Source organism: Tolypothrix sp. PCC 7712 (genome assembly GCF_025860405.1).
Taxonomy (GTDB): domain Bacteria; phylum Cyanobacteriota; class Cyanobacteriia; order Cyanobacteriales; family Nostocaceae; genus Aulosira; species Aulosira diplosiphon.
Map to the genome: position 1 here is coordinate 4,956,748 of NZ_CP063785.1, position 23,299 is coordinate 4,980,046.

19 protein-coding genes are annotated in these 23,299 nt (G+C 41.1%); 6 read left to right on the forward strand and 13 right to left on the reverse strand.

Going from position 1 to position 23,299, the window contains the following annotated elements; genetic code table 11:
- Positions 1 to 52 precede the first annotated feature (52 nt).
- From HGR01_RS20345 to HGR01_RS20355, 3 genes are all read left to right on the forward strand, one after another.
- Entirely contained in the window at positions 53 to 2,230 is a 2,178-nt protein-coding gene (locus HGR01_RS20345; RefSeq protein WP_045870673.1) for a cation:proton antiporter, read from the forward strand.
- Positions 2,231 to 2,234: 4 nt separating this feature from the next.
- Entirely contained in the window at positions 2,235 to 2,756 is a 522-nt protein-coding gene (locus tag HGR01_RS20350; protein ID WP_045870672.1) for a hypothetical protein, read from the forward strand.
- Positions 2,757 to 2,961: 205 nt separating this feature from the next.
- Complete coding sequence (locus HGR01_RS20355; RefSeq protein WP_228045477.1) at positions 2,962 to 3,837, forward strand: AMIN domain-containing protein; 876 nt, start codon at positions 2,962 to 2,964, stop codon at positions 3,835 to 3,837.
- 645 nt (positions 3,838 to 4,482) lie between these two features.
- On the opposite strand, the gene HGR01_RS20360 is transcribed toward HGR01_RS20355, so the two are convergent.
- Positions 4,483 to 5,019 carry a DUF3172 domain-containing protein gene (locus HGR01_RS20360; RefSeq protein WP_045870670.1) on the reverse strand — a complete coding sequence of 179 codons (537 nt, stop codon included), beginning with the start codon at positions 5,017 to 5,019 and terminating at the stop codon, positions 4,483 to 4,485.
- A gap of 407 nt (positions 5,020 to 5,426) precedes the next feature.
- The gene (locus tag HGR01_RS20365; RefSeq protein WP_045870669.1) at positions 5,427 to 6,935 is read right to left on the reverse strand and encodes an FAD-dependent oxidoreductase; all 1,509 of its coding nucleotides are present in this window, start codon (positions 6,933 to 6,935) and stop codon (positions 5,427 to 5,429) included.
- 203 nt (positions 6,936 to 7,138) lie between these two features.
- Here HGR01_RS20365 and HGR01_RS20370 point away from each other — a divergent pair, with 203 nt between their 5' ends.
- Positions 7,139 to 7,966, forward strand: coding sequence for an ABC transporter permease (locus HGR01_RS20370; RefSeq protein ID WP_045870668.1), 828 nt, complete (start codon positions 7,139 to 7,141; stop codon positions 7,964 to 7,966).
- Here HGR01_RS20370 and HGR01_RS20375 read toward each other — a convergent pair.
- Together HGR01_RS20375 and HGR01_RS20380 are read right to left on the reverse strand one after the other, a co-directional pair.
- Complete coding sequence (locus HGR01_RS20375; RefSeq protein WP_155539256.1) at positions 7,963 to 8,211, reverse strand: hypothetical protein; 249 nt, start codon at positions 8,209 to 8,211, stop codon at positions 7,963 to 7,965. The two genes, HGR01_RS20370 and HGR01_RS20375, sit on opposite strands and share 4 nt — an antisense overlap.
- 3 nt (positions 8,212 to 8,214) lie before the next feature.
- Positions 8,215 to 9,093, reverse strand: a complete 879-nt coding sequence (locus tag HGR01_RS20380) for a ferritin-like domain-containing protein (RefSeq protein ID WP_045870667.1) — start codon at positions 9,091 to 9,093, stop codon at positions 8,215 to 8,217.
- Between the two features lie 603 nt (positions 9,094 to 9,696).
- On the opposite strand from HGR01_RS20380, the gene HGR01_RS20385 reads away from it, so the two are divergent.
- On the forward strand, positions 9,697 to 9,897 hold the full coding sequence (locus tag HGR01_RS20385) for a hypothetical protein (RefSeq protein WP_045870666.1): 201 nt from the start codon (positions 9,697 to 9,699) through the stop codon (positions 9,895 to 9,897).
- A gap of 140 nt (positions 9,898 to 10,037) precedes the next feature.
- Here the strand turns inward: HGR01_RS20385 and HGR01_RS20390 are convergent, their stop codons facing one another.
- Positions 10,038 to 10,844, reverse strand: coding sequence for a DUF928 domain-containing protein (locus HGR01_RS20390; protein WP_052335204.1), 807 nt, complete (start codon positions 10,842 to 10,844; stop codon positions 10,038 to 10,040).
- 995 nt (positions 10,845 to 11,839) lie between these two features.
- Between HGR01_RS20390 and HGR01_RS20395 the strand changes: the two genes are divergently transcribed.
- A complete protein-coding gene (locus HGR01_RS20395; protein WP_045871079.1) occupies positions 11,840 to 13,561 on the forward strand; it encodes an IS1634 family transposase in 1,722 nt (573 codons plus the stop codon).
- Between the two features lie 653 nt (positions 13,562 to 14,214).
- Here the strand turns inward: HGR01_RS20395 and HGR01_RS20400 are convergent.
- The 8 genes from HGR01_RS20400 to bioF form a co-directional block, all read right to left on the reverse strand.
- Positions 14,215 to 15,000, reverse strand: coding sequence for a pentapeptide repeat-containing protein (locus HGR01_RS20400; RefSeq protein WP_045870664.1), 786 nt, complete (start codon positions 14,998 to 15,000; stop codon positions 14,215 to 14,217).
- Positions 15,001 to 15,010: 10 nt separating this feature from the next.
- Positions 15,011 to 15,649 (reverse strand): hypothetical protein, encoded by a 639-nt coding sequence (locus tag HGR01_RS20405; protein ID WP_045870954.1) that lies wholly within the window; start codon positions 15,647 to 15,649, stop codon positions 15,011 to 15,013.
- Between the two features lie 313 nt (positions 15,650 to 15,962).
- The gene (locus HGR01_RS20410) at positions 15,963 to 17,951 is read right to left on the reverse strand and encodes a potassium channel family protein (RefSeq protein WP_045870663.1); all 1,989 of its coding nucleotides are present in this window, start codon (positions 17,949 to 17,951) and stop codon (positions 15,963 to 15,965) included.
- Between the two features lie 40 nt (positions 17,952 to 17,991).
- Positions 17,992 to 19,356, reverse strand: coding sequence for a protein kinase domain-containing protein (locus HGR01_RS20415; RefSeq protein WP_045870662.1), 1,365 nt, complete (start codon positions 19,354 to 19,356; stop codon positions 17,992 to 17,994).
- A 137-nt stretch (positions 19,357 to 19,493) separates the two neighbouring features.
- A complete protein-coding gene (locus tag HGR01_RS20420; protein ID WP_045870661.1) occupies positions 19,494 to 19,745 on the reverse strand; it encodes a type II toxin-antitoxin system MqsA family antitoxin in 252 nt (83 codons plus the stop codon).
- Between the two features lie 281 nt (positions 19,746 to 20,026).
- Positions 20,027 to 21,280: a serine/threonine-protein kinase gene (locus HGR01_RS20425; RefSeq protein WP_317891620.1), complete on the reverse strand. Its 1,254-nt coding sequence runs from the start codon at positions 21,278 to 21,280 to the stop codon at positions 20,027 to 20,029.
- Between the two features lie 487 nt (positions 21,281 to 21,767).
- The gene (locus tag HGR01_RS20430; protein WP_155539254.1) at positions 21,768 to 21,980 is read right to left on the reverse strand and encodes a hypothetical protein; all 213 of its coding nucleotides are present in this window, start codon (positions 21,978 to 21,980) and stop codon (positions 21,768 to 21,770) included.
- Positions 21,981 to 22,116: 136 nt separating this feature from the next.
- Entirely contained in the window at positions 22,117 to 23,298 is a 1,182-nt protein-coding gene (gene bioF, locus HGR01_RS20435) for an 8-amino-7-oxononanoate synthase (RefSeq protein WP_045870659.1), read from the reverse strand.
- Position 23,299: the final 1 nt, after the last annotated feature.

Consider the following 23,299-nt stretch of genomic DNA (forward strand, 5'->3'; position numbering starts at 1 on the left):
GTGTTATAAAGAATCATCTTAGGGAAACCGGATAGTCACTTGCGAGGAAACTATGCACACAGTAATACTCGTTCTGTTTGAGGTGCTGATTGTTATTGGACTGTCTCGGCTAGTAGGACTGGGATTTAAGTCAATTAAGCAACCGCTGGTAATTGGAGAGATTGTCGCTGGGATTATGCTCGGCCCTTCTCTATTTGGTTTGATAGCTCCATCAGCAGCAGCTACCGTATTTCCGCCTGAAGCAGTTCCTTTTTTAAATGTGCTGTCTCAGGTGGGACTGATATTTTTTATGTTTCTGATTGGCTTAGAACTGAATCCCAAATATCTCAGTGGACAATTAGAAACAGCAGTTTTGACTTCTCATGTCAGCATTTTGGTGCCGTTTTCTTTAGGAACGCTGCTCGCAGTGTTGCTTTATCCTCTGGTTTCAAATGCTAGTGTTTCTTTTACCGCCTTTGCCCTATTTTTGGGCGCGGCGATGTCAATTACCGCATTTCCGGTACTGGCGAGAATTATTACAGAGAACAACTTGCAAGGAACGCGCTTGGGAACCTTGGCGTTAACTTGTGCGGCGGTGGATGATGTGACGGCTTGGTGCGTGTTAGCAGTGGCGATCGCAGTTGCTCGAGAAGGTAGTATTATCAGTGCCTGGCCGACAATTGTCGAAAGTATTCTCTACATCGGCTTTATGCTAACTGTGGGGCGTTGGTTCCTGCAACGGCTGGCTACCTACCACCAACGCACGGGACGCTTAAGCCAAATGGTAGTAGCGTTAATTTACATGGGAGTGGTGGCTTCTGCCCTAATTACCGAATTAATTGGCATTCACCTGATTTTTGGCGCATTTTTACTAGGTGCAGCCATGCCCAAAAATGCAGATTTAGTCAGGGAACTGGCAGAGAAAACCGAAGATTTTGTCTTAGTATTTCTGCTCCCAATATTCTTTGCCTATAGCGGCTTGCGGACGCAAATTGGCTTGCTCAACCGTCCAGAATTGTGGTTACTGTGTGCATTAGTTTTAGCAGTTGCGATCGCAGGTAAGTATATTGGTACTTATGTTGCAGCTCGTGTCAGTGGAATTAATAAACGGGAAGCCTCAGCCCTTGGTTGGTTGATGAATACTCGCGGTTTGACTGAGTTAATTGTCCTCAATATTGGACTCGAGTTAGGTGTGGTTTCACCCTTACTATTTACCATGCTGGTGATTATGGCATTGGTAACCACATTTATGACTTCACCACTGCTGGAATGGACTTATCCCAAAAAGCTGATCAGGTTAGATGTAGTCGAACCAGAATTAGAGGAAGAAACTGATACACCAGCCAAAGTTGGCGAAGAATACCGAATTTTAGTGCCAGTTGCTAATCCTAGCACCCAAAAAGGCTTATTACAGTTAGCAGTTGCGATCGCACTCAACTATCGTCAATCTGCTGTGGTTCATCCCCTGAGTCTGATTGAGTTTGAAGAAGACTATGCTTTTGAAAGTACACCAGTTGAAGCTAATCGCTTAATTGCTCAACGCCGCCAACAGCTAGAAGAGTTAATTAATACTCTCGAACCTTCAACCGCTCGTGCTTATGTACATCCTATTATCCGCACCTCCAGCAACGTTGCTAGAGAAACTGCCCAGATTGCCCAAATTGAGCAACCTAACTTGATTTTAGTCGGTTGGCACCGCCCAGCTTTTAGTAACAATCGCTTAGGTGGGAGAGTTGGTCAAATTCTGACTACTGCACCCGTAGATGTAGCAGTATTTATCGACCGGGGAGGAGAAAGACTAGAAAGCTTGCTAGTTCCTTATTCTGCGAATATTCATGATGATTTAGCCTTGATACTAGCCTTAAGACTGCTGATTAACAAAGATACCTGTATGTTGCGGATTTTACAGGTACGCTCAGAAAATCAGGTTAAGGACGAAATGAGTCACGAATTACAAATCATGATGGAGCAATTACCAAACACTGTACGCGATCGCATCGAAATTCAGATAATTGAAGCTCCAGATCCAATCCAAGCTGTAGTTGAAGCTTCCGAACTGGTTGATTTGACAATTGCTGGTACTAGCCGCGCTTGGGGTATCGAACGCCAAACCCTAGGAAGATACACAGATGAACTCGCTATTCAATGTCGTTCTTCACTGCTGATTACCCGCCGTTACAGTCAAGTCACCTCACATTTAGCCTCAGTACTTCCTGAAGTGAGTAGTCCAGAATCCGTAGCTAGGAGCTAAAGAAATGAATAATTTCAAATTAAAATCTTTAGGCTTTTATGGAGCAACAATAGCTGGAGTTCTCATTTTATTTAAAGCTGTGAGCGCTTACGGGGAAAGTAATCTCAAAGCTCCTCCCGTAATCAATGGTTCCTATCGTCTTACTTTTGATGAAAAGCTACCGAACTGTAATCCAACAGAAGCCCCAATTCTCAAAATTCAACAATCAGGTATTTATGTAAATGCTTCTTTATTAGCAGCAGATGCTAACTCTGAAAATACTACCAGCAGTGAAAAAAATCATTCTCTCTCAGGTGATTTAAACAACCAAGAATTGACCTTATCTGGCAAAGTTGATGGTTCAATCCTGTGTAATATTGCTTCCACTCAAAATGCACCTTTTCACTCAGCTAAAATGCAAATGCAATTACTGGATAAAGGTAATTTTGCTGGGCAATTAACCGTTAGTGGTAGTTCGCAAAGTTTCAAATTTACGGCGATACCACAAAAAACACAGGGAAAATCACAGTCAGTTAAAAAGCATTAAAAGGAGGATGATGAAAAATTAAATTAATTGAGATTTATCTGTCGAAATTCTCTGTTGAGATGAATCAAAATAATCATCCTAATCTCAAAACTCTAAATCTAGTAGAGAGTTTTTCAATCAAGAGCTAACAATCATGGTCAAAGGTGTGAGGAATAGACAATTTTTTCAATTCTACAAGCAGATTTTTAATATCAGCTTGTTGGGTATGTCCACAGTAATAATTCTAGAAACTGGTAGTAGTATTGCTCAACCAGCAGCAAAACAAATAAGACCGCCCTATTATCCTAATTTACCTGTGCAACCTGCTACCACAAATGTGACAGGCTCACTAGCTAGGCTGGATAATTGGCACTTTTCTCCAGAAGCTATGCAACTGGAATTTACGCTATCAGCAGCTAGAACTCCTAAATACTTTTATCTAGCTCAACCTGCACGCATTGTTGTAGATTTACCCAATACCAAATTAGGGTATGTTCCCACTCAACAAAATTATTCCGGTAAGATTCAGAGAGTTCGCATTTCTCAATTAAATGCAGGTGTGACTCGCATTGTTTTAGATTTAGCACCAGGAAATTCTTTAGATCCCAATCAATTAAAATTGCAGCCTACTTCTAAGAAAAACCCGAATCGCTGGGTTTTACGTCCTGCTGTTACTGGTTCTCAAAACTCTGTCAAACCAGGATACTATCCGCAGTTACCTAATAATTTACCTGTAAATACTCAACCTCTAAATCTACCTCAAATCCCATCTAACTATCCACCAACACCCATTAATCAATTACCAGTAAGTAATAACCAACAATCACCATTTTTTACTTTACCCCCACCTGTCAATAACTTACCTCCAATAAGTAATAACCAGTCGCAACCCTTTGTGACTGTACCGCCTCTCACATCTAACAACTCACCACAAATACCAGTTAATCTTCCAGCGCCAATTGTGCCAAATCAACAAGTGAATTTTAACAGCCCTGCACCTGTTATCAGTCCTAATTTTCCTGCTCCTATAATTCCCAATTCTCCACCAAATATTGGGGAGGCTCAGGTGGTTGAATTTGGTCAACCTATTCCTAGTAGATGATGTTTGAATTACAGGAAATTAACCGCCGATACAAGGCGATAAAATGATTTTTCTTGATAAAAAGAATGGCTGATGGTACCAGAAATAAATAAAGGTCAAAAATCACTATTTGTAAAATCCACTGTAGGGGCAAGGGCAATGCCGTGCCCTTATAATTTACCATTTTGAAAAAAGAACGCGACAGATGGGCAGCCAGGGGCACGGCATCCACAATCTTGTGGTGTATCAAATTATCTTACTGGTGCCGTGCCCCTACAAAGAATTTATTTGTCGCAAACATTGTTTGAATTATTATTATAATTATCTGTACCTCACAAACTTGTAATCTGCTGTATTTTTATATATTAATAAACTCCAAAAAATATCAAATTTATAATAATAGAAATACATAAGGACACAACATTGTTGTGCCCCTATATATCTGTTGCAATACTGCTCGGTTAAGGATTTTAAACTCTTAATTTGGTTTGGGGAAAAGGTTAAAGGGTAAGGTTTAAAGGTTTTTTCTTGCCCCTTTTCCCCTTCCCCTTTTCCCCTTAACCGACAAGTATTGATATCTGTTGTATTCTTTTTCAAATTGGTAACAATTATCCAATTCCACCAAATTAAAACAGCTTTCTTTCCCCCTGCTTCTTCAGTGGAATTTTAGAATCTATCCGTTTCTTGAGATGGCGCAACTGCTCCAGGTTGAGACATAAAGAAGTTTTGCGCGGCTTCATTTTGGTATATGCATCTAATATCAGGCTTGTCAGTATCTAAGTTACCTGTAAAACCAAAAGTATTTAGGCGATTTTTACATTCTCTTACTTGATCAGATGTTACCAACTTCCTCTGCTCTAAAAGTGCCCAGTTATTTTGCCGCAGAACGCATCCAGGGCGCATACTCGGTTGAGCCACATAAACATTAAATGGGTTAAGAGTGACGAAAAGTCTCGCGTCCATCACCATAGCGCTGGCTCCATATTGCACACAAATCTCAGGGTTTGGTGCTTTAGTATCAATAAATTCACGAGAAGCCACGTTAGATGGGGACAAAGTAGTTGTTGAGCTAAAAGCAATGCCAATCCCAATCCCCAAGACAAACACTCCCCCCAAGATTGCTATGGTGGTGAAGTTAAAAAGGGAAGATTGAAATGGAGAAGATTTAGAACTATTACCTGGTCTAGTGGGTGTACGTCTCATTGTCGCTGGTTTACCTTCACGCCTCAGATAGCAGGGAGTTTTTTACAATGTTCTCCCTATTTAAGTATGACGATTATTGCGTGGAATTGCCTCCTAGTTTCTTGACTTTTTACAGCATCAGTTAAAAATATAGGGTGTCAAGGGTGTGGAAAAGCAGAGAGAACAAGGGAAATCAGGAAACAAACTGTAAATTTTTTGTTCTCTGTTCTCTTCGACAAATGCCAAATGGGACTAGATGTAGCTTTCCTGACACAAGGACTAAACGCACACAACACAGTATAGTTGAACAATTCCGCTCATGCTTAGAGGTGAGGCTTCTTAAGAGAATTGCAGAAATGCCAGCAGATTCTAACTTCGTGAGGTACAGATAATTTTAGAGAACATAGCTGTGCCCTGACTCTTGCAGTTCATTTATATGAAATAGGCTGTAATTTTGTAATTATTTGGTCAAAGTTGCGGGTATATACTTTTTGGTTATATTCTTGCCACTGTTGCTCTGATGAGTAAGGGAATAGCGTTAATGTGGCTGCTTGAATATATTCCATAAACGGGCGACGAAGACGCTCATATTTCTCGAAGGCTGTGGCTATCGCTGGCTTGTTATCCCAATCATTTTCTTTGGCAATATGATTAATTAATGTTGTAACTGCCATAGCATCTTCAAGTCCTTGATTAGCTCCTTGAGCCATAAAAGGAGGCATACCATGTGCTGCATCACCAACTAAAATAATTCTTCCGGCACTCCAAGCGGGAAAACTTTTCTCAGAAGCAGTGGCACGATGAATGTAATACGGACGTTGCAACATATTTTCTGGAGGAGATAGCTGCACTAATTGTTTAAGTTCATCAGGATAACCTGCTTTTTCTAACTCTTGCAAAGCTAAGTTAATCAACTCATTACCAGACTTATCCTGCAATGAGTTTAACGGTACAGGCAGATGTAATAAATAGAGAATGCTTTGCCTGTTAATTAACATCATTCTCGGACACTCACTAAAAGCCTGCTGACTAGCTAAGTCGTAATTAGCTACTGTTAAAATTGGTGAGCCTGCAAAAAATTTCTCTTCAAGATGCGATCGCAGTGCTTTTGGTATGTCGGGTATTTCTCTACAATAGATGGCAGCAAACCCAGAATATTCTGGTTTGGCAAAACTTTGGTAAGCGCTATCTGCATAAAGTAGTCTACGAACTGTAGAATTGATACCGTCTGCGGCAACAACTATTTTAGCTCGGAATGATTTTGTAACTGAGTTTTGATAGATGCTGTCTAGATTTTGGGCGAATAAATCGTTATTTTTTTGTCCATCTGCCCAATATGCATAGGGGTTAGCTTCGACGCTGGCATCAGAAAGACAATCGAGGCGGACACATCCCAATTCTGGCTCATCCACAACATTGATGCAACGATGATTAGGTTTAACTTGGTCTTCGGGAAGCAGTTTTTTGAGAGTAGTCTGCAAATCATACCAAGAAATGGAAACTCGACCCTCACCATAATTTTTCAACCAAACATCAAAACTCAAAGAAATTGACCTAACTAGTTTTCCTTGTAGGTTTTTAGAAACCCATTGTTGAGAAGGCTTGGGCGGATTTTTTTCAGAAGCTTCAGTAGTTTGCTCTTTATCGGACTGCGGAGAATTAACGAAAGTCAAGCTCGCTGTTTTGACTGCTGCGTAAGCGTTAGGATCTAAATATTTCAAAGCTTTTAAACCATTAGGTAAAAGATCCACAACCTGGCCAACCTGACGAAAAGCTCGAGCTTGGTCTATAACAAGAATATTTTCAATGCCACATTTACGTAAACCAATGGCAGTTGCTAAACCAACAGGCCCAGCACCAACTATGACAACATCGTAGATGTTATTGATGAATGTATCTGCGGAATATGCTGTAGATTGGCTTTGTGGAGTATTCATACACAAATAGTCGATACTAAGCTATCAAGTAACATAGCATTCAGCGAGAAAATTCCAGGCTATATGAATCGACCCTAGTAATACAAATTCTCCAAAATATGGCTATACATAGGGAGCAGGGAGAGAAGTTGATGAGCTTGCTAACTATACATGAAGAAATATAAAGTAATAGTTAAAACAAGTTGAATATATAACTATAAAAAGTGACATCTTCTAGACAGCTAATCAGGGGCAAAGGCTTTAAAATCTCGCAATTACAAATTCTCTTGGCTGATAGCCTGACAATTTTTTGGGGAGATTGGCTTGATTTACGGATAAGAATAGTACAAATTGCAGCATCAGGCTTGATATCTCCACTAATATATATTTTAGCCTTTGGCTTAGGCTTAGGGAGTTCAATCCGTCCAGGCTCAGGAATTGGTGGTAACTATAATAACTACCTAGAATTTATTCTGCCGGGGATGGTAGCGTTATCATCAATGACTATTAGCTTTGGTGGCACCACATTTTCAATTTGTGGTGAGAGGTTATTCACTAAAACCTTTGAAGAATTTTTGTTAGTCCCCATACAGCCCATAGCATTGCACATCGGCAAAATGCTAGCAGGAGTTGTACGGGGATTGATGACTTCTGGCTCTGTAATTTTAGTGGCGCTGCTGTTAACAGGTAACTGGAACTTTTTGCATCCACTTTTTCTGTTGTTACTGGTACTCAACTGTACCGTGTTTGCAGGGTTAGGGGTAATTGTGGGATTAACTGTGCGATCGCTCGAATCGGTAGGCTTCTACAACAACTTTATAATTATCCCTATGTCGTTCTTAGGAGCCACCTTCTTTGACCCTGGTACTTTACCAGTTGCCCTCAAAGTTTTAGTTTACCTATTACCCCTAACCTATACCAGCATTGGACTACGGGCAATCACCCATTTACCCTTATCCCAATTTCCCTGGTACAGCCTGCCGATATTATCAGTAATTGCGATCGCACTTACTCTTTGGGGTGGCTATAAATTTGCTCATTTACAGGATTAGGGCATGGGGCATGGGGCATGGGGCATTGGGCATTGGTAGTTGGTAATGGGTAATGGGTAATGGGTAATGGGTAATGGGTAATGGGTAATGGGTAATGGGTAATGGGTAATGGGTAATGGGTAATGGGTAATGGGTAATGGGTAATGGGTAATGGAGATTTCTCCCTCATCTTCCTCATCTCCCTCATCTCCCTCATCTTCCTCATCTCCCTCATCTCCCTCATCTCCCCAATCCCCAATCCCCAATCCCTAACCCCTCCTCTTCTGAATCCCATTGAGGAACATGGGTACAAATTTCTCCATAAATTCTTGAGGATTGCGTTGCCAAGCTTTTTGGGCTGCTTGGATTCTCACCATTTGTAACTCAGGTGCTAGCAAAGTCTGCGGTAAGCGTTCCATGAGGTATTGGGGACGTTGCCACACTGGCATCTGATTGGCTAGTTCCACTAAGGTAGCAACTCGGCGCAGTTCTGCACCGAGAGTAATATCCATGCCGGATTCAAAGGCAGCTTGCTCAATTGCGGCATACTTGCGCTTGGCTAGCTCGACTTTTTGCCGATGTTCTGGACTTTTAGCGGCTATTTGGGCTAACCAGCGATTACCCCAACGCACGTGTCCGGCTTCTTCTGGCAAGATTTTCTCGATAGTTTCGCGAATTTTAATGTTTTCTTCAGTTTGTGGTGCTTGTTTTAAAGCATAAATATGAGCCGAGAAATACTCACAGCCCCGCTTCTCGGTAATATTAATTGTGGCTAGGGTAGAAATGACAAAATCTTCTAGATTGCCCACTGGGTCTTGATTTTCTGAGTCGAGTAACCGTTCAAATTCGTCAATGTAGGAAGAACCTGGTGGTTTGCCAATATCTGCTCCCAAATCGACTAACAAATCGGTTAGCCACATTGCATGACGCGCTTCATCAGATATGTGGTGCGACAAATCCTTAATGAATTGCTTTGGCTGTCCGTTGAGAAGTTCAATTAGCTCTGTTAAGTCCTTACAACTGCGCTGCTCACTATAACGGTAGCGGTTGAGGATAATTAAATGCAATTCGCGATCGCTTACTACTCTTTTAAGCACATCCCGCGCACTGATTGCGTTCTGAAATTTCCGTGGGTAAATAACGGTCACGTCGCTTCGCTCCGAATTCAAAAATTAAACTTTAGATGTCAAAAATCTGCTTGGCTATCGCCTATTCCCTGGTAGTCTGCCAATCCAAAAATGTTAGGTGGAGGTTGGGTAAAGGTTAAAGGGAAAAGGGTAAGGGACAAAAACCTTTCCCCCGCCAAGTTGCCTTGGCGTACTACTAGTGATGAATCACCAATGCCCCATGACATTTCTCAAATTTCTGATAGTACAACTGTTCAAACATAAATAAGTGTAACGAATAAATCATCAATCAAGGTGCTCGGTTAAGGATTTTCAAGTTGGAATTTGGTAAGGGGAAAAGGTGAAAGGCCCCTTTTGCCCTTACCCTTTTACCCTTAACCGACAAGTATTTGGTGTGGGTTGGGAGACTCTACCAATCTCAAGACCAACCTCTATCTCCAGGGTGTTTCAAGCAGGTGGGGAATGTTGGCTGTTGGCTGTGGTTCTCATAAACAGCCAAATCATTGTTAACTTTTATTAAAGATAACCATTTTGTAACTTTGGTTACAGAATTATTTGTTATATTAAATAAAGAAAGAACATTCCATCTATTATCTATACAAAAAACCTAGGGAGGACTTAGTTATGTCTATTCAAGAAAAATCTCGTGCAATCATGGCGCGTCAATACCAAGAAGTCAAGAAGCGCCAACAATCTATGCTAATGCGTAGCGCACAAGAACTCGGTCTTCCTGAAGAAATGTCTCACTACTGGAACCCCATCCAAGGTAAGGTAGACCAAGATGCTCGCGCAATTTATGGTAGCAGCCATGCAGGTATGAGTTAGGCTGTCAAGGTTCTTGTCTGATTGTTGTTGCGTGAGAACTCAATAGCCAATGAATGCAAAATCAGGTGTCACAAGTTGTAGACACAACTGAAATACCCCCTTGTTACCAGGGGGTTTTGCATGGCTATGATAATTCCGAATTACGAATTATTTTTATTGGTTTTACATAAGTTCTGAGCGATGTCTAGGCGAATCTGTTGCAATTCTGGAGATGGTTCGGCTACGGAGTAGGCTTGCTGCAAAGCATCTGACCATAATTGAAGATTAGCAAAATACTGGGCTTTTGCTAAGGCGATCGCTTCTTTTGTTGCGCCTTTGGTTTGAAGCTGTTGTTCTAGAGTTTGTACTTCTGTGGTGATGCGATCGCGTTGTTGCGTCTCCATCACTTGAAATGATACAGAAGGAAAGGGATTGTCACCACGATATACTATCCACTCATAGGTTTGACCTGGTTGTAGTTTTGCACCAGCGTAAGTTGTACTCTGCTGATTCTCCACAATCGGTTGATTCCACAAATCATCTGTATCGCTACCAGAGGTGCGGACTATGATATTTTGGATTTGACCTTGCCAAATAAATAAAGGGCGATCGCTCCAAATTTGGGTAGTTTCATTTGGTATTCCAGGGGAGATGGGACAAAAATTGTTAGTTCCACGTGCGGCTGAACGTCGGCGTTGACGGTGGAATAAGGTATTAAGATTAAATACATCTTGCCAAGCAGCGATTTGGAAGGTTTCTCTACTGAATGCTGTTTCGGGAGAAATTACCACAGCCGGAATACTTATTATGGTTGATGCTGCTGCTAATAATAGGCAAAATTTCACTACTGAAAGCTTATGAGTATTTTTTGGTTTAGGAGTAAGCTTAGTAATAGCTGAAGTAGCTATGTATGGGTAGATTTTTTCAGTAATTACTAATAAATTAGGTAGCAAATTTCTGTTAGGCATCACAATATTTCCTCCTCAATACAGGTAAATATCAATCCCAAACATTAATCAAGGCAATTCTATTAATTTCTATAGTTACCAGAGGTGCGTTAGCGATAGCGTAACGCACCCTACTGGACTGACAAGACTAAAATGTGGCAATATAATTTTCTTGTGGGGTGGACATGTGGACATCTTGTCCGCCCAGGACGGGCAAGATGCCCATCCCACAAGAGTTTGAACAATGCACTATTTTAGTCTAGACACGCTACTACCAGCCACCAACAAAATTGAGCATTATAGCTCATAATATCGGTCTGTATATTGACGTTTAATTCGTTAAAAGTGTGCCCTATTGTTATAAAAATTTAGTAGGATGCGTTAGCAGCGAGAGTACGACATCAGCGCGAAAATCTTTGGCGCGTTCCTGAGATTTTTTCATAAATAAAATTAGATTCCTAGATTTCTCCTGCTATTGTTAATATGCTTCGGTTCATGGAGAAACATAACAATGTGAACTCAATTTTTAGTAACCTGGAAAGAGCGTAGTACTTCACGATAACAAACAAACCAAAAATAAAGTGTAACATTCAGTCCACTTAATAATTTAGGAGTACCTTCTAATAAGCTAGGAGTGCCATTACCGCTTAAATGTAGTGAATCAACTGTAATAGCAATAAATAATAAAACTATCCCAGCCGCAAGTATCATGTATGGCGTTGATTTTATTTCTTTTCTAAAAGCTAGTCCGTAGAAGATGGCAAAAATCGCATATATACATATAGTTACTAGCTTAGGAATACCAAATGATCCAATAATTATATGAATGCGATAGATTTCGTTAATTAGGAACCCAGCAGTTAGAATAGCAGAATAAAGAATAAATTTGTTATTTTTATTATTAGGCTTAATTTGATTGAGTAACTCCCGGTTCGCTCATTTTTTTCTGAGTTAGCCAAAAAAGTATACCTCTAGATATATTCCAAAAAGAACTAAGTAGGTATAAGTTCGGGTTTATGGAATTTGAACCCAGAATTACAAACGAACGAGTTGATGATATACCCCTACTGCTAACACAACTGGAGCAGATGGGAGTAGAACAACTAATCGATAAACATTTTCCATGTCACGGAAACTGGCAAGGATTAAATCTAGGTAGTGTGGTGGTAATATGGTTAACACACATATTATCGCAAGCAGATCACCGTTTGAACCACGTTCAAGGTTGGGTGAGTAAGCGGTTAGAAACGTTAAAAAGCTTTACGGAAGAATCTTTACGCTCGCTCGATTTGGCAGATGACCGTTTGCAAGCAGTATTACGTTACCTATCTATAGATGCAAACTGGTTTTCATTTGAGTCGGAACTAGGAAGTAGTTTGCTACGGGTGTACGATATTATCCCAGAACAGGTACGTTTAGATAGTACAACGGCTTCAAGTCATTGTGGAGTTAACCCAGAAGGCTTATTTCAATGGGGTCATAGCAAAGACAATCGTCCGGATTTGGCGCAAGTGAAAATAATGCTATCGACATTAGACCCATTAGGAATGCCAATAGCGACGGAAATATTGTCAGGAGAAAAAGCAGATGACCCATTATATATTCCAGCAATAGATAAAGTACGTTCAACAATAAAAAAGTCAGAATTGTTATATATTGGTGACTGTAAAATGTCATCAATAAAGACAAGAACTCATATAGTATTGGGCGGAGATTTTTACTTATGTCCTTTAACAGCCAAGCAAGTATCTAACGAAGAACTAAGCAAATATCTCCAACCAGTTTGGGATGGTCAACAAGAACTAACAATTATAGATTACGAATATGCAGATGCCAAAACCAAAAATATAGCGGATGGCTTTGAAATAGAGATTATCCATGAAATAGAGATTGATGGGCAAGAAATCTCTTGGTCGGAAAGACAATTAATTGTGCGCTCATTTGCGATTCAAAAAACAGCAGAAAAACATCTACGTGAACGAATACAGAAAACAGTAGATGCTCTAGAAAAACTTAAAGTGCCTCGACGTGGCAAGAAAAAGCTCACTTCACACTTTGAATGGTTAGAAACATGTGAAGCTATTTTCAACAGATATCAAACAAGTGGATTATTTCAAGTTGACATTCAAACAAAAAGAGTTAAAAAAGTTCAAAAAAGATACCGAGACCGCAAAGCTAGAATAGTAGAAGAACTATGGTTTGACATGAGTTTTAAGATTGACGATTCCGCAGTTCAACACCAAATTCAAATGTTAGGCTGGCGGGTTTACGTTACAAATAAAAATCCAAATGAATTTGGTTTAAAACAAGCAGTTCGTGCCTATAGAGATGAGTACTTAATGGAACGAGGATTTGCGAGGCTGAAAAACTTTCCTCTTTCATTGACTCCGATATATTTACAACGTGAAGACCATATTACTGGTTTAATAAGACTACTGTCTATTGGTTTGCGAGTTTTAAACCTTTTAGAATTCCAGGTTCGCCACAATCTAGAAAAAGAGAAAGAAAAACTTGCGGGTCTTTATGTTGGCAATCCGAAGCGCGAAACTACAAGACCTAGCGCAGAAATAATTCTGGCTGCATTTAAAGAGATTACACTGCTGTTGATTGAGGTGAAAAACGAAATTTATGCTCACTTGACCGCTCTTTCACCTTTGCAGAAGCGTATTCTTGCTTTACTGGGCTTTTCCATCAGTATTTACACTCAACTTGATGGTCAATCTTTTACTCCTGAGTAGTCTTTCTTCTAACTTCCAAAAAAATGGGCGAACTGGGAGTGAGTAAGCTAAAACTAAACGCACAAACTACGGGTGGGATACAACATAAAATTTGAAAACTATGTGTTAATAATCCTGCACCGGGATATTGTGGGGCTGGAGGTGGTAAGAATAATCCTCCGACTGAGACATCAAATACTTTATTATAAATACTTAAAGCAATAATCAATAGTAAACAAAAGCTATTAAACCCAACAATAGTTTTGGATAGTGACATATATAGTAATAATTTGAGCCGGGAACATCAAAAGATTATTGCTCAGACAGATATCAGTTTAGTTGGTGGTGAAGGTGAAAGGAAAAGGACTCAAGGTGTTTGTTTCCCCCCTCGCCTTTTCGCCTTTCCTTTTTCCCTAGAACCGAACTATTGAGATGGATAAGCTGTTACGCATTTAAATTGTATATTTCGCGCTCAGAGTGTCAAAGGTCAAGAGTCTAGGGTCAAAGGCTAGCTTGGACTCTTGACTCTTGACCCTTGACAGTCCTAACGCGAGAATATTTGATCTAGGCGCGTACCAGCTTATCTGAATCTACATTCTCTATATACAATTGCTAGTGAATATTTTTCTGATGGATAGTCTTTAATTTCTAATTCTTGATGGAAAATTCATAATTTAAAGAATTGCTTCTTGAATATTGGCACCGTTGAGGTTAGCGCCTTTGAGTTTAGCACCTCTTAAATTAGCGCCTCTAAGATTAGCTCCGGCGAGGTTAGCACCTTTGAGGTTAGCAGCTGCTAAATTTGCTCCTTGTAAGTCAGCTTCGCTCAAATTAGCCTGAAACATATATGCGCTACCCAGGTGAGCCTTGCTAAGATTAGCTTTGCTAAGATTAGCTTTGTAAAGGTAAGCGCCAATTAATTCGGCTTCGTGGAGGTTGGCTTCGCTGAGGTCAGCTGCAATTAAGTTAGCTTCAATGAGGTTAGCAAAACACAAGTTAGCACGGATGAGCTTGGCTGCACCTAAATCAGCATCTTTTAAATTAGCATTAGTTAAATCAGCCCCAATCAGATTAGCATTTGCGATCGCAGCACCGCGCAGATTCGTCTGGCTGAAATCGCAACCAATTAAATTTGCAGCGCTGAGTTCTGCTTGTGTCAGGTTAGCACCGCTAAAGTGAGCAACGCTGCAGTTAGCTGCACTCAGGTTAGCTTCCACTAACTTGGCATTTTCTAAGTTAGCGCTACTCAACTCAGCACCGCTAAAATTTGCCCGCACCAGTAAAGCATGACTCAAATCGGCTCTAGCCAAATTTACCCCTGCAAGGTTTGCACCCCTGAGGTTATCGCCAGAGAGGTCTGCACTACTGAGGTCTGGCTCAACTTGCTCATTTTGATTTCGCCATTCCAGCCAAATAACTGCACCAGCTTTCAGTAAAGCCAAATGCTCTCGATTCGCCATTGTTGCTCCTTTACTCCTGACGACCCTGGGGATTTGTCCGACCTGTAACACTTTCAATTGCAGCTAATGCACCAGCTGCACCGGCAAGAATATCTCTTTCTTGTCCGCCTAAATATAACCTGCCAAAGCTACCAACAGCTTGTACTTCTAAGATATTAATCGATGCAGCTTTTTCGGCTTCATTCGCCGCCAGCGCCGCATAAGCAGCCGGCTCAACTTCTAACACATAGAGAGTTTGACCAGCTAATAAGAGTTGTCCCCGGCGGGTACGATTAATTAGTTGGGTTTGATATGCATCAATATTGCGGATAATTTGGCTAGAAACAACCCGAGGCTTTATACATTCCTCTCTTCTAACACCTAAAGCTGCCAAAATTGCTTGACCTGCCGATCGCGTTTCTCCTTGAGAGCTAGAATGAACTTCTAAAAGGCCATAAAGTCTTTCAACTACCTGGACTCCCGGACGCACAGAAGCAGACTTCAAGGCGATATCGGTAATTTTATTAATTTCAATCCCCGGAGAAATTTCCACCCATAGCGATGTATCCCCAGGTAATGGTAAGAAACCTTGAGCTACTGTTCCCATGTATGCTGCATGTTGAGGTTGCAGGTTGTCGAGAAATACGAAACTGCGTAGTTCTATTCCCAAGGTATTGCGCTCCAATCATGGGGGTAAATGTAATCTGTTGCAATATATGAGTGTGATATTAATAAGGGATTGGAGTCAACCCCTGGGGGGAATTCAAAATTGCCCCTCATCAGAAAAACCCAAAACTAAATCAGTAACCACGCAAAATTAATTACAGTCATTGCGAGCGCAGCAAAGCAATCTCAACCCTTGCGATTGCTTCATTACGCTCCGCTCCATTCGCAATGACATTGTGTAATTAATTTTGTTTAACTACTTATCAAAATCTATCTTTCCCATGCCCAATGCCCCATGCCCCATGCCCTTTTTACAATTAAACTATATGCGCTAGTACCTGAGATTTACCCAATTCGCTGACTAAACGATGTGCTTGGTGTTTGTAGAGGGGAAACTGTAACGTTGCTGGTAGTTGCTTCATCAGGGTTCTGGCTGTCTGCATATCGCAACCAGAAACTCGCGCCATGACTGCTGCACCTTCAAAGGCGGCTTCTGGGGAAAAAGCTGATTCGACGCGGACTAGCAATTGGGGAGGTGCTAAACTTCCTCGTTCCACTCGCTGTAATCCTGCAATAGTTGCTAAAACAATTAGGCGATCGCCTACTGCTAACCTGATATCATCGGAGGGCATAAACTTCGGGATTTGCTGGGTAGCTTTGACATGGAGAATCGGTACTATGCCATAACCATAAGCAATTTCCCCTAGCAATTTGCCATTGAGGGTATCATTAGTTTCGATTTGGTAGTCTGTGACTAATGTCGTTTGGTTGTTGAGGCGAAACAGATTCAGGACATTTTCCCCAAACGCCGCCGCCACAAATGCTTCCGCAGCCAAGGCATAAACACCTAAAACTCGAGCATAAGGTAGTAATTTCGCGACATTTTCGCTAAAACGGGGGTCTAAAGTGCGGATGACTAAATTAGCTGTAGGATTGCTAGCATGGGTCATTAATGCAATTTCTAAGTTTGCTACCTCATCATCAGTAACGACAAGCACGCTTTTAGCTGTATTCAGATTAACTTTACTGAGGGCATTTTTGATATTGCCCTGAATTAACGGCAAGGTGGATAATGTACCAGGGTCAATTTCATTAGCAGTCACACCTACTAATGGTTGCTTGAGTTCTTGTAATAGCTGCGCTACACGTTGACCAACTCTCCCTAAACCAATTAATACTACATGGTCTGCTTTAGGAATTGCCAGACGACGCTGGGAAAATTGAAATTTAGCGGCTAATACTCGTTCTGTCATTACAGCGTAGAGAATACCGACAAACACCGTACCCGCTACAGTTTGACTGATGCTAAATAAATGCAACCACCAAGGAATTTTAAAGGGTAATTGTAGCTGTCCAAATAAATTGTCATAGCCGCCAATACTCAAAACTAAAGAGACATTTAACGCATCTTGAAAACTGAGTTGGGGATATTGCAATTTATAGAGTAAAGTTCCACATAAAAACAGACTTACCATAAACATCCCGCCAACTAATACTACACGGCGGATTTGGCTACTTTCCTCCCAAAACTGCAGCAGCGCATGGCGGATATTTTGCCACTTCATCGCAGTCATCATGGTAGGTAGAAATTGCTGGCGACTGCTTGCAGGTTGTATTGAGCGATTTGTGAGGGGATCGTTGACTTCAATATAAGCAATAGTATCGCCTGGCAATACTTGAGTATTTGGTTCCCATTTGTGAAATGCTTTAGGTAGGGGGTTTCCAGCTTTAGCATGAGCTAAAATCCGGCGATGGGCTGTATTAATTTCTGATAATAAGGAATGTTTAGCCCAAGGATGGGAAGCATCTATCTGGGTTCTAAATACTCTCAGCAAATGATTTTCTAAGGTGAAAAAGCTTCTGGTTTCGCTGCTTAAGGCTGCAAGGGCAAAGCTTTTAGCTGGTAATTGCGTAGCTTCAAAGGCGACAAAATTACCCAGATTGTGGCTGAGTAACTCATTGAGATTTTCTTGCGCGGAACGAATAACTAAGCGAATTTGGGGATTAAGCGATCGCGCGGCAAAGGCGGCAGCTATATTCACGCGCTCATTACTAGTTACAATTAGAATGGCTCGACAATTTCTAATTCCTGCTTGCTCTAATATCTTCGGTTGGCGACAATCACCAACGATTAAATCATCTACTAAATCCGGTAAGTCGGGAATTTCCCAGCGTTGATTAGTGGCGATTTCAATAGCATTTACTTTTGCGCCAAACTCTTTGAGGACAGATACGCAATATTGCCCCAAGTTTCCTAGTCCACAAACTAAAAAGAAGTTGGCATCTATCGTAGTATTTTGTCCCATAATTAATGTTGATTGGGCAAAAGTTCTGACTAGTTAAATATTAATATGCAGCTAACAGTGCTTGCTTAAAATCTGCTGCACTTTTAAAATAAATCTCCGGCTTTTCTACTAACGCTAAATCAATCACCTCTGCTAACTTGGGCGGGATACTTGCGTCACGTTGACGAATGGGGACAGGATCATTTTGCAACACTGCTAAGAATGGGTCATTACCGCTAAAATTACGTGGATAAGCTCCTGTCAACATATTATAAAGACAAGCCGCAGTTGCCCAAATATCTACATCTGGTTGCACATATTTAAAATTTAACAATTGCTGTCTGGGGAGAAATACAGGAGTTCCGGCTTTAGTTCCTGTCATAGTTTGACCACTTAAACCAGCTAAATCAAAAGCTTTTGCTAAACCGTAATCTCCGATTTTGGCGGTGAGTTTACCATCATTGTAGGTGAGGAAAATATTACTTGGTTTTAAATCGCGGTGAACTAATCCCCTACCTTTACCAAAGCCGCCATCTTTTAATTTCACATAAGGGATTTCTGCATTGTGGCTATATTCCAAACCGTTGAGAACTTGCAGAATAATTGGAATAGCAATATCAACAGTTAATTTCCCACCTTGTTGTTGCATTAAATCCCAAACAGTACCACCAGAGCAATATTCCATTGTAAAAAAGAAGATGCCTTCAAAAAAGCCATAATCGATAACTTGCACTACATTGGGATGTTGCAAAGCTTTGGTATTTTCTGTTTCCCGTAAAAACCTTTGAACAGCATTTTCATTGGCTGCGATCGCAGGTAACATGACTTTCAAAGCAATAAACTTACCAGAATCATGATGCTGTGCTAAATAAACCTCACCAAAACCACCTTTTCCTAATATTTTGATGAGATTGTAACCTTGGATAACTCGCAAATTCTCATTACCATCTACCGCTAAACCTAGCCAGCGTTTAATCAGTTCTAAAAAATTTGGTGTTTGGCTGCAAACTTGATCAGTTTTAACTGTTTGGGCAACAAAGTTAGGAATAATAATTTCTTCAGGATTATCAATATTAAGCGTAAAAATAGTATTACCGAGTTTAATGTCATCTCCTGAGCGCAAATCATACTCTGGAAATGTTAATTTCGCTGCTTCTTCTGGCGTTTGATCCGGTTGACGCTGACCGATTTTTTCATTATTGACGTAAGTACCGTTTTTACTGCCAAAATCTCGAATCCTAATTGCTGGCGGGTTAATATCTAACAGACAATGAAAGCGCGAAATAGTCCGATGTTCTGCATCATCTGGTAACAAGATATTGCATTCATTGCTTCTGCCAATAATACAAATAGTGCGGGTATCAAAAGTATATTGTTTACCGGGAAGTTTGCCTTGAGTAATAGTGAGAGTAACTTTAGCAGGCATTTATATTGTGGTATATATTTTTGAGATCAGTATATTTGATGTAGGGTGTGTTGTCGCGAAGCGCAACGCACCTTAAATTTTTCGCTCCCAGCAGCAATTGACGGTGCGTTAGCCTACGGCATAACACACCCTACATTTTATACCGCTAAAGGTGGATTTTCTTCACCGAAATTAGCCACTTCTACAAAACGTGTAACCGCCAAAGTTTTTCTATTACTTTTAATTCTTTCAATTTCATGTAGGGTTTCTGCAGTGAGGTAAATCTCACCACATTCAGGACAATTGATAACAGGAATATTTTCAATTACTAGTAAATCCTTACCTTGGCCATAAGTCCTGGATACTTTACGAATATTTACTCTTTCGTTGTCACAAAAGTCACATTTCATATAATATTTTTTCGTCTTATATAAGACAATGCAATTTTAGGATTTGCGATCGCTTTTGAGCAAGTCTTTGATTTGTGCTTCTGCGTGGAGCAATATGTCGTAGGGGCAGGGCACCAGTAGATTATTATATATACCAGAAGATTGTGGATGCTGTGCCCCTACTGCTACAAAATTAAACCGAAAATAGGGAGAATGACCAGTGCCAGGTATCGGAAACCTACAACCCGCAAGACTTTGTGGAAAATGAAGGGTTTATAAATATTTAAAATTATCTGTAAGCTTTATATATTACACTTTACAAGTCTCGACGCAAGAGAAGAGACCCAAAAAAACCCAACCAACGCCACCCCAAACCCCCACCCCTCCCCAGGGAGGTGGGCTACTGGTGCTGTGAGGTCAAAAGTAAGGTCGTTGTAGTACATCCACTTTCCGTCCTTTCTCCAGCCAACTGAGTCAGCGAAGGCTCGCCATATTTCTTCGTTATATTCTCTGGTTCCAGCCAGACTTTGATAAATGCGCTTTTGCACAGAGAAACCAAAGCGACCGTTGCTGTATTTTACCCATAACTGGTCTATAGTACGCAGGTCTTTGCAAGGAAAGTTATCAATATGTTCAATATCAAGCCAGCCTTCCTTTTCTCTCGCCGCTACAGCTAACATAACTCGCCCTGTTTCTTCATCCGCTTTTTGCCACTCCCCTGCTGTCAGTAAGTCACGCAGTCTCGTGTAGTCCATCCCCACAGCAGATTTGAGACTGTCAACTTCCAATTTGGGATTGATTAATTCTAACCATTCCCCCACTGTCTGAGGCCGTTCTTCCACATTCAACGCCATCCCCTTGAGAATCGCTTCATTAACTCTATCGCTAATCGCTAAATTAAATTGCTGTGGCGGGTGTAAAGGTATACCAGTTTTGCGAAAATTAGCTGGTAAAGGAACTTCCGCAGTGAGCAAACTATATAAAGTTCCAGCTAAAGCATAAACATCTGTGTAAGCACCAAAATTTCCCCGTCTTTCATACTGTTCAATGGGTGCATAACCTTCAGTTCTGGCATTAGTCATACTACCAGTTTTACCGCCTTGAAACTCACGGGTTAACCCAAAGTCAATTAATACAGCTTCTTGTGTATCGCGTCGCAATAAAATATTGTTGGGCTTAATATCTCGATGTAAAAATCCTTTGGCGTGGACATATTCTAAAGCTTGTCCAATTTGGTTAATGTACTTTAGCGCTTCTGCTTCTGATAATTGTCCGCGTTCATCAATATATTTAGCTAAATCTTGCCCATCAATATACTCCATTACCATTCCCCAAAGTTCACCTTCTTTGATGACTTCGTTGACTTTCACAATATGGGGATGACTACATTGGGCTAAACGTAGGGCTTCGTTGACAAATTTTACCTGTTGTGAGTCAAAGTCTGCTTTTGCTTGTTGGATGTGATTCAGGGTTTTGATGACAAATAATTTACCTGTGGTTTGTTCAATGGCGCTGTAAGTAATACCAAAACCACCGCCACCAAGGACTTTTTGCACAATAAAGCGTCCGTTTTGCAGTGATTGATTGGGTGTTCAAAATTGCATAGGTGGATTTGGTACGGTTTAGGGCTGTTTTTTACGTGGTATTGTAGCGTTATTCTATTATGCGTGGAATAGCTGATTTTAAGTATATTGATATAAGGCTGAGATTCTAAATCGATACCTGTGGTAGCGTTGCATATTTACAGGATGATTTGTCTAACGCAGAGATGTAGGGAGAATCATTTACTCAACGCTGTGGCGAAGGTGCGTTACGGCAAAATCTATATTTACGTGGGGTTGCAAAGATTCTCGCTGCCGTAACACACCCTACGTTTATCATAATTTGGGGGAGCGATCGCACTTTATATTGATGGTATAACGCTTTTTTTGAGATATTTTAGCAGGTGCGTTACGGCAGAACCTAGATATACGTGGGGTTGCAAAGATTTTCGCTGCCGTAACACACCCTACGTTTATCACAATATGGGGGAGCGATCGCACTTTAAAAAGCAGCTTTGGTTACCAACGAGCGCTCATCCATAGAGAACATCGGTTCCTTCATAACCAACGTGATCGGGTTGTCTATCAATGAGCGCTCATCCATAGAGAACATCGGTTCCTTCATGACCAACGTGATCGGGTTGTCTATCAATGAGCGCTCATCCATAGAGAACATTGGTTCCTTCATGACCAACGTGATCGGGTTGTCTATCAATGAGCGCTCCTTCGTTGAGAAGGAGCGCTCATTTGTGACGAACGAGATTTATCTGGTTTTGTGTTTGTTGATTTTTACAGGAGATTTGAAGCCAACGGTGCAGATCCCCGACTTCTCCAAGAAGTCGGGGATCTCATTACCCCTCGTTACGAATTACAAATTCTCCCAATGCTGCTACCAGCTTATCAATATGCGTTGCTTGATGGGTTGCCATTGCAGATATGCGAATGCGGCTGGTGGGGACGGTGGGGGGACGAATGGCTGGGGCAAAAATCCCCGCCTCTTGTAAAGACTTACCTACTGCTAATGCGGCTGTGGCGCTGGGCAATTGAAAACATAATATAGGTGATGCTGAAGGTAGTAATTTTAATTCAGCTACCTGTTGTTGCATTAACTTTTTTAAATAATCGACATTCGCCCATAATTGGGTGCGGCGTTGTGGTTCTTGCTGTACTATCTCAATGGCGGTTAAGGCGGCGGCTGTGTCTGCGGGTGAAAGGGCTGTGGTGTAAATCCAAGTGGGGGCGCGATTGCGTAGAAAGTCAATTAAGGTGGCACTGCCGGCGACATATCCGCCTAAACTACCTAAAGCTTTACTCAATGTGCCAATTTGGATTAATTGCTTACCTGTACAACCAAAGTGTTCTACACACCCTGCGCCAGTTTTACCTAGTACGCCAGTGGCGTGGGCTTCATCCACTAGCAGCATACAGCTAAATTCATCAGCTAAATCTAATAGTTCTGGCAAAGGACATAAATCACCATCCATACTAAAAACGCTATCGGTGAGGATTAAACAGCGTCGGTAATTTTGTCTATTTTCAATTAACTGATTTTTTAAAGCTGTGATATCACAGTGGGGATATTCAATTACTACCGCACCACTGAGGATTGCGCCATTTTTCAGGCTGGAATGATTGTACTGGTCTGAGAGAATTAAATCGCGCTTACCTACCAAAGCTGCGATCGCACCTAAATTGGCTAAATAGCCGGAACTAAATACTATAGCATCTTCTGTTTGTTTTAAAGATGCGATCGCACTTTCTAATTGTCTATGTAATTCTCGATGTCCACTAAGTAGTCGAGAACCTGTGCTTCCTGTGCCAAATTCTTGAGTAGCTACAACCCCGGCTTCAATTAAGCGCCGATCCCCGGCTAATCCTAAATAGTCATTGCTGGCAAAATTAATTACTTCTCGCCCCCCTAGTAACACAGTAGCACCGGGAGTTCCATTGATTGTTTGTACTGAGCGATACCAATCGGCCTTACGAATTGTTGTTAAAGACTGCTCTAGCCAAGCATAAGGATCTGTCACCATA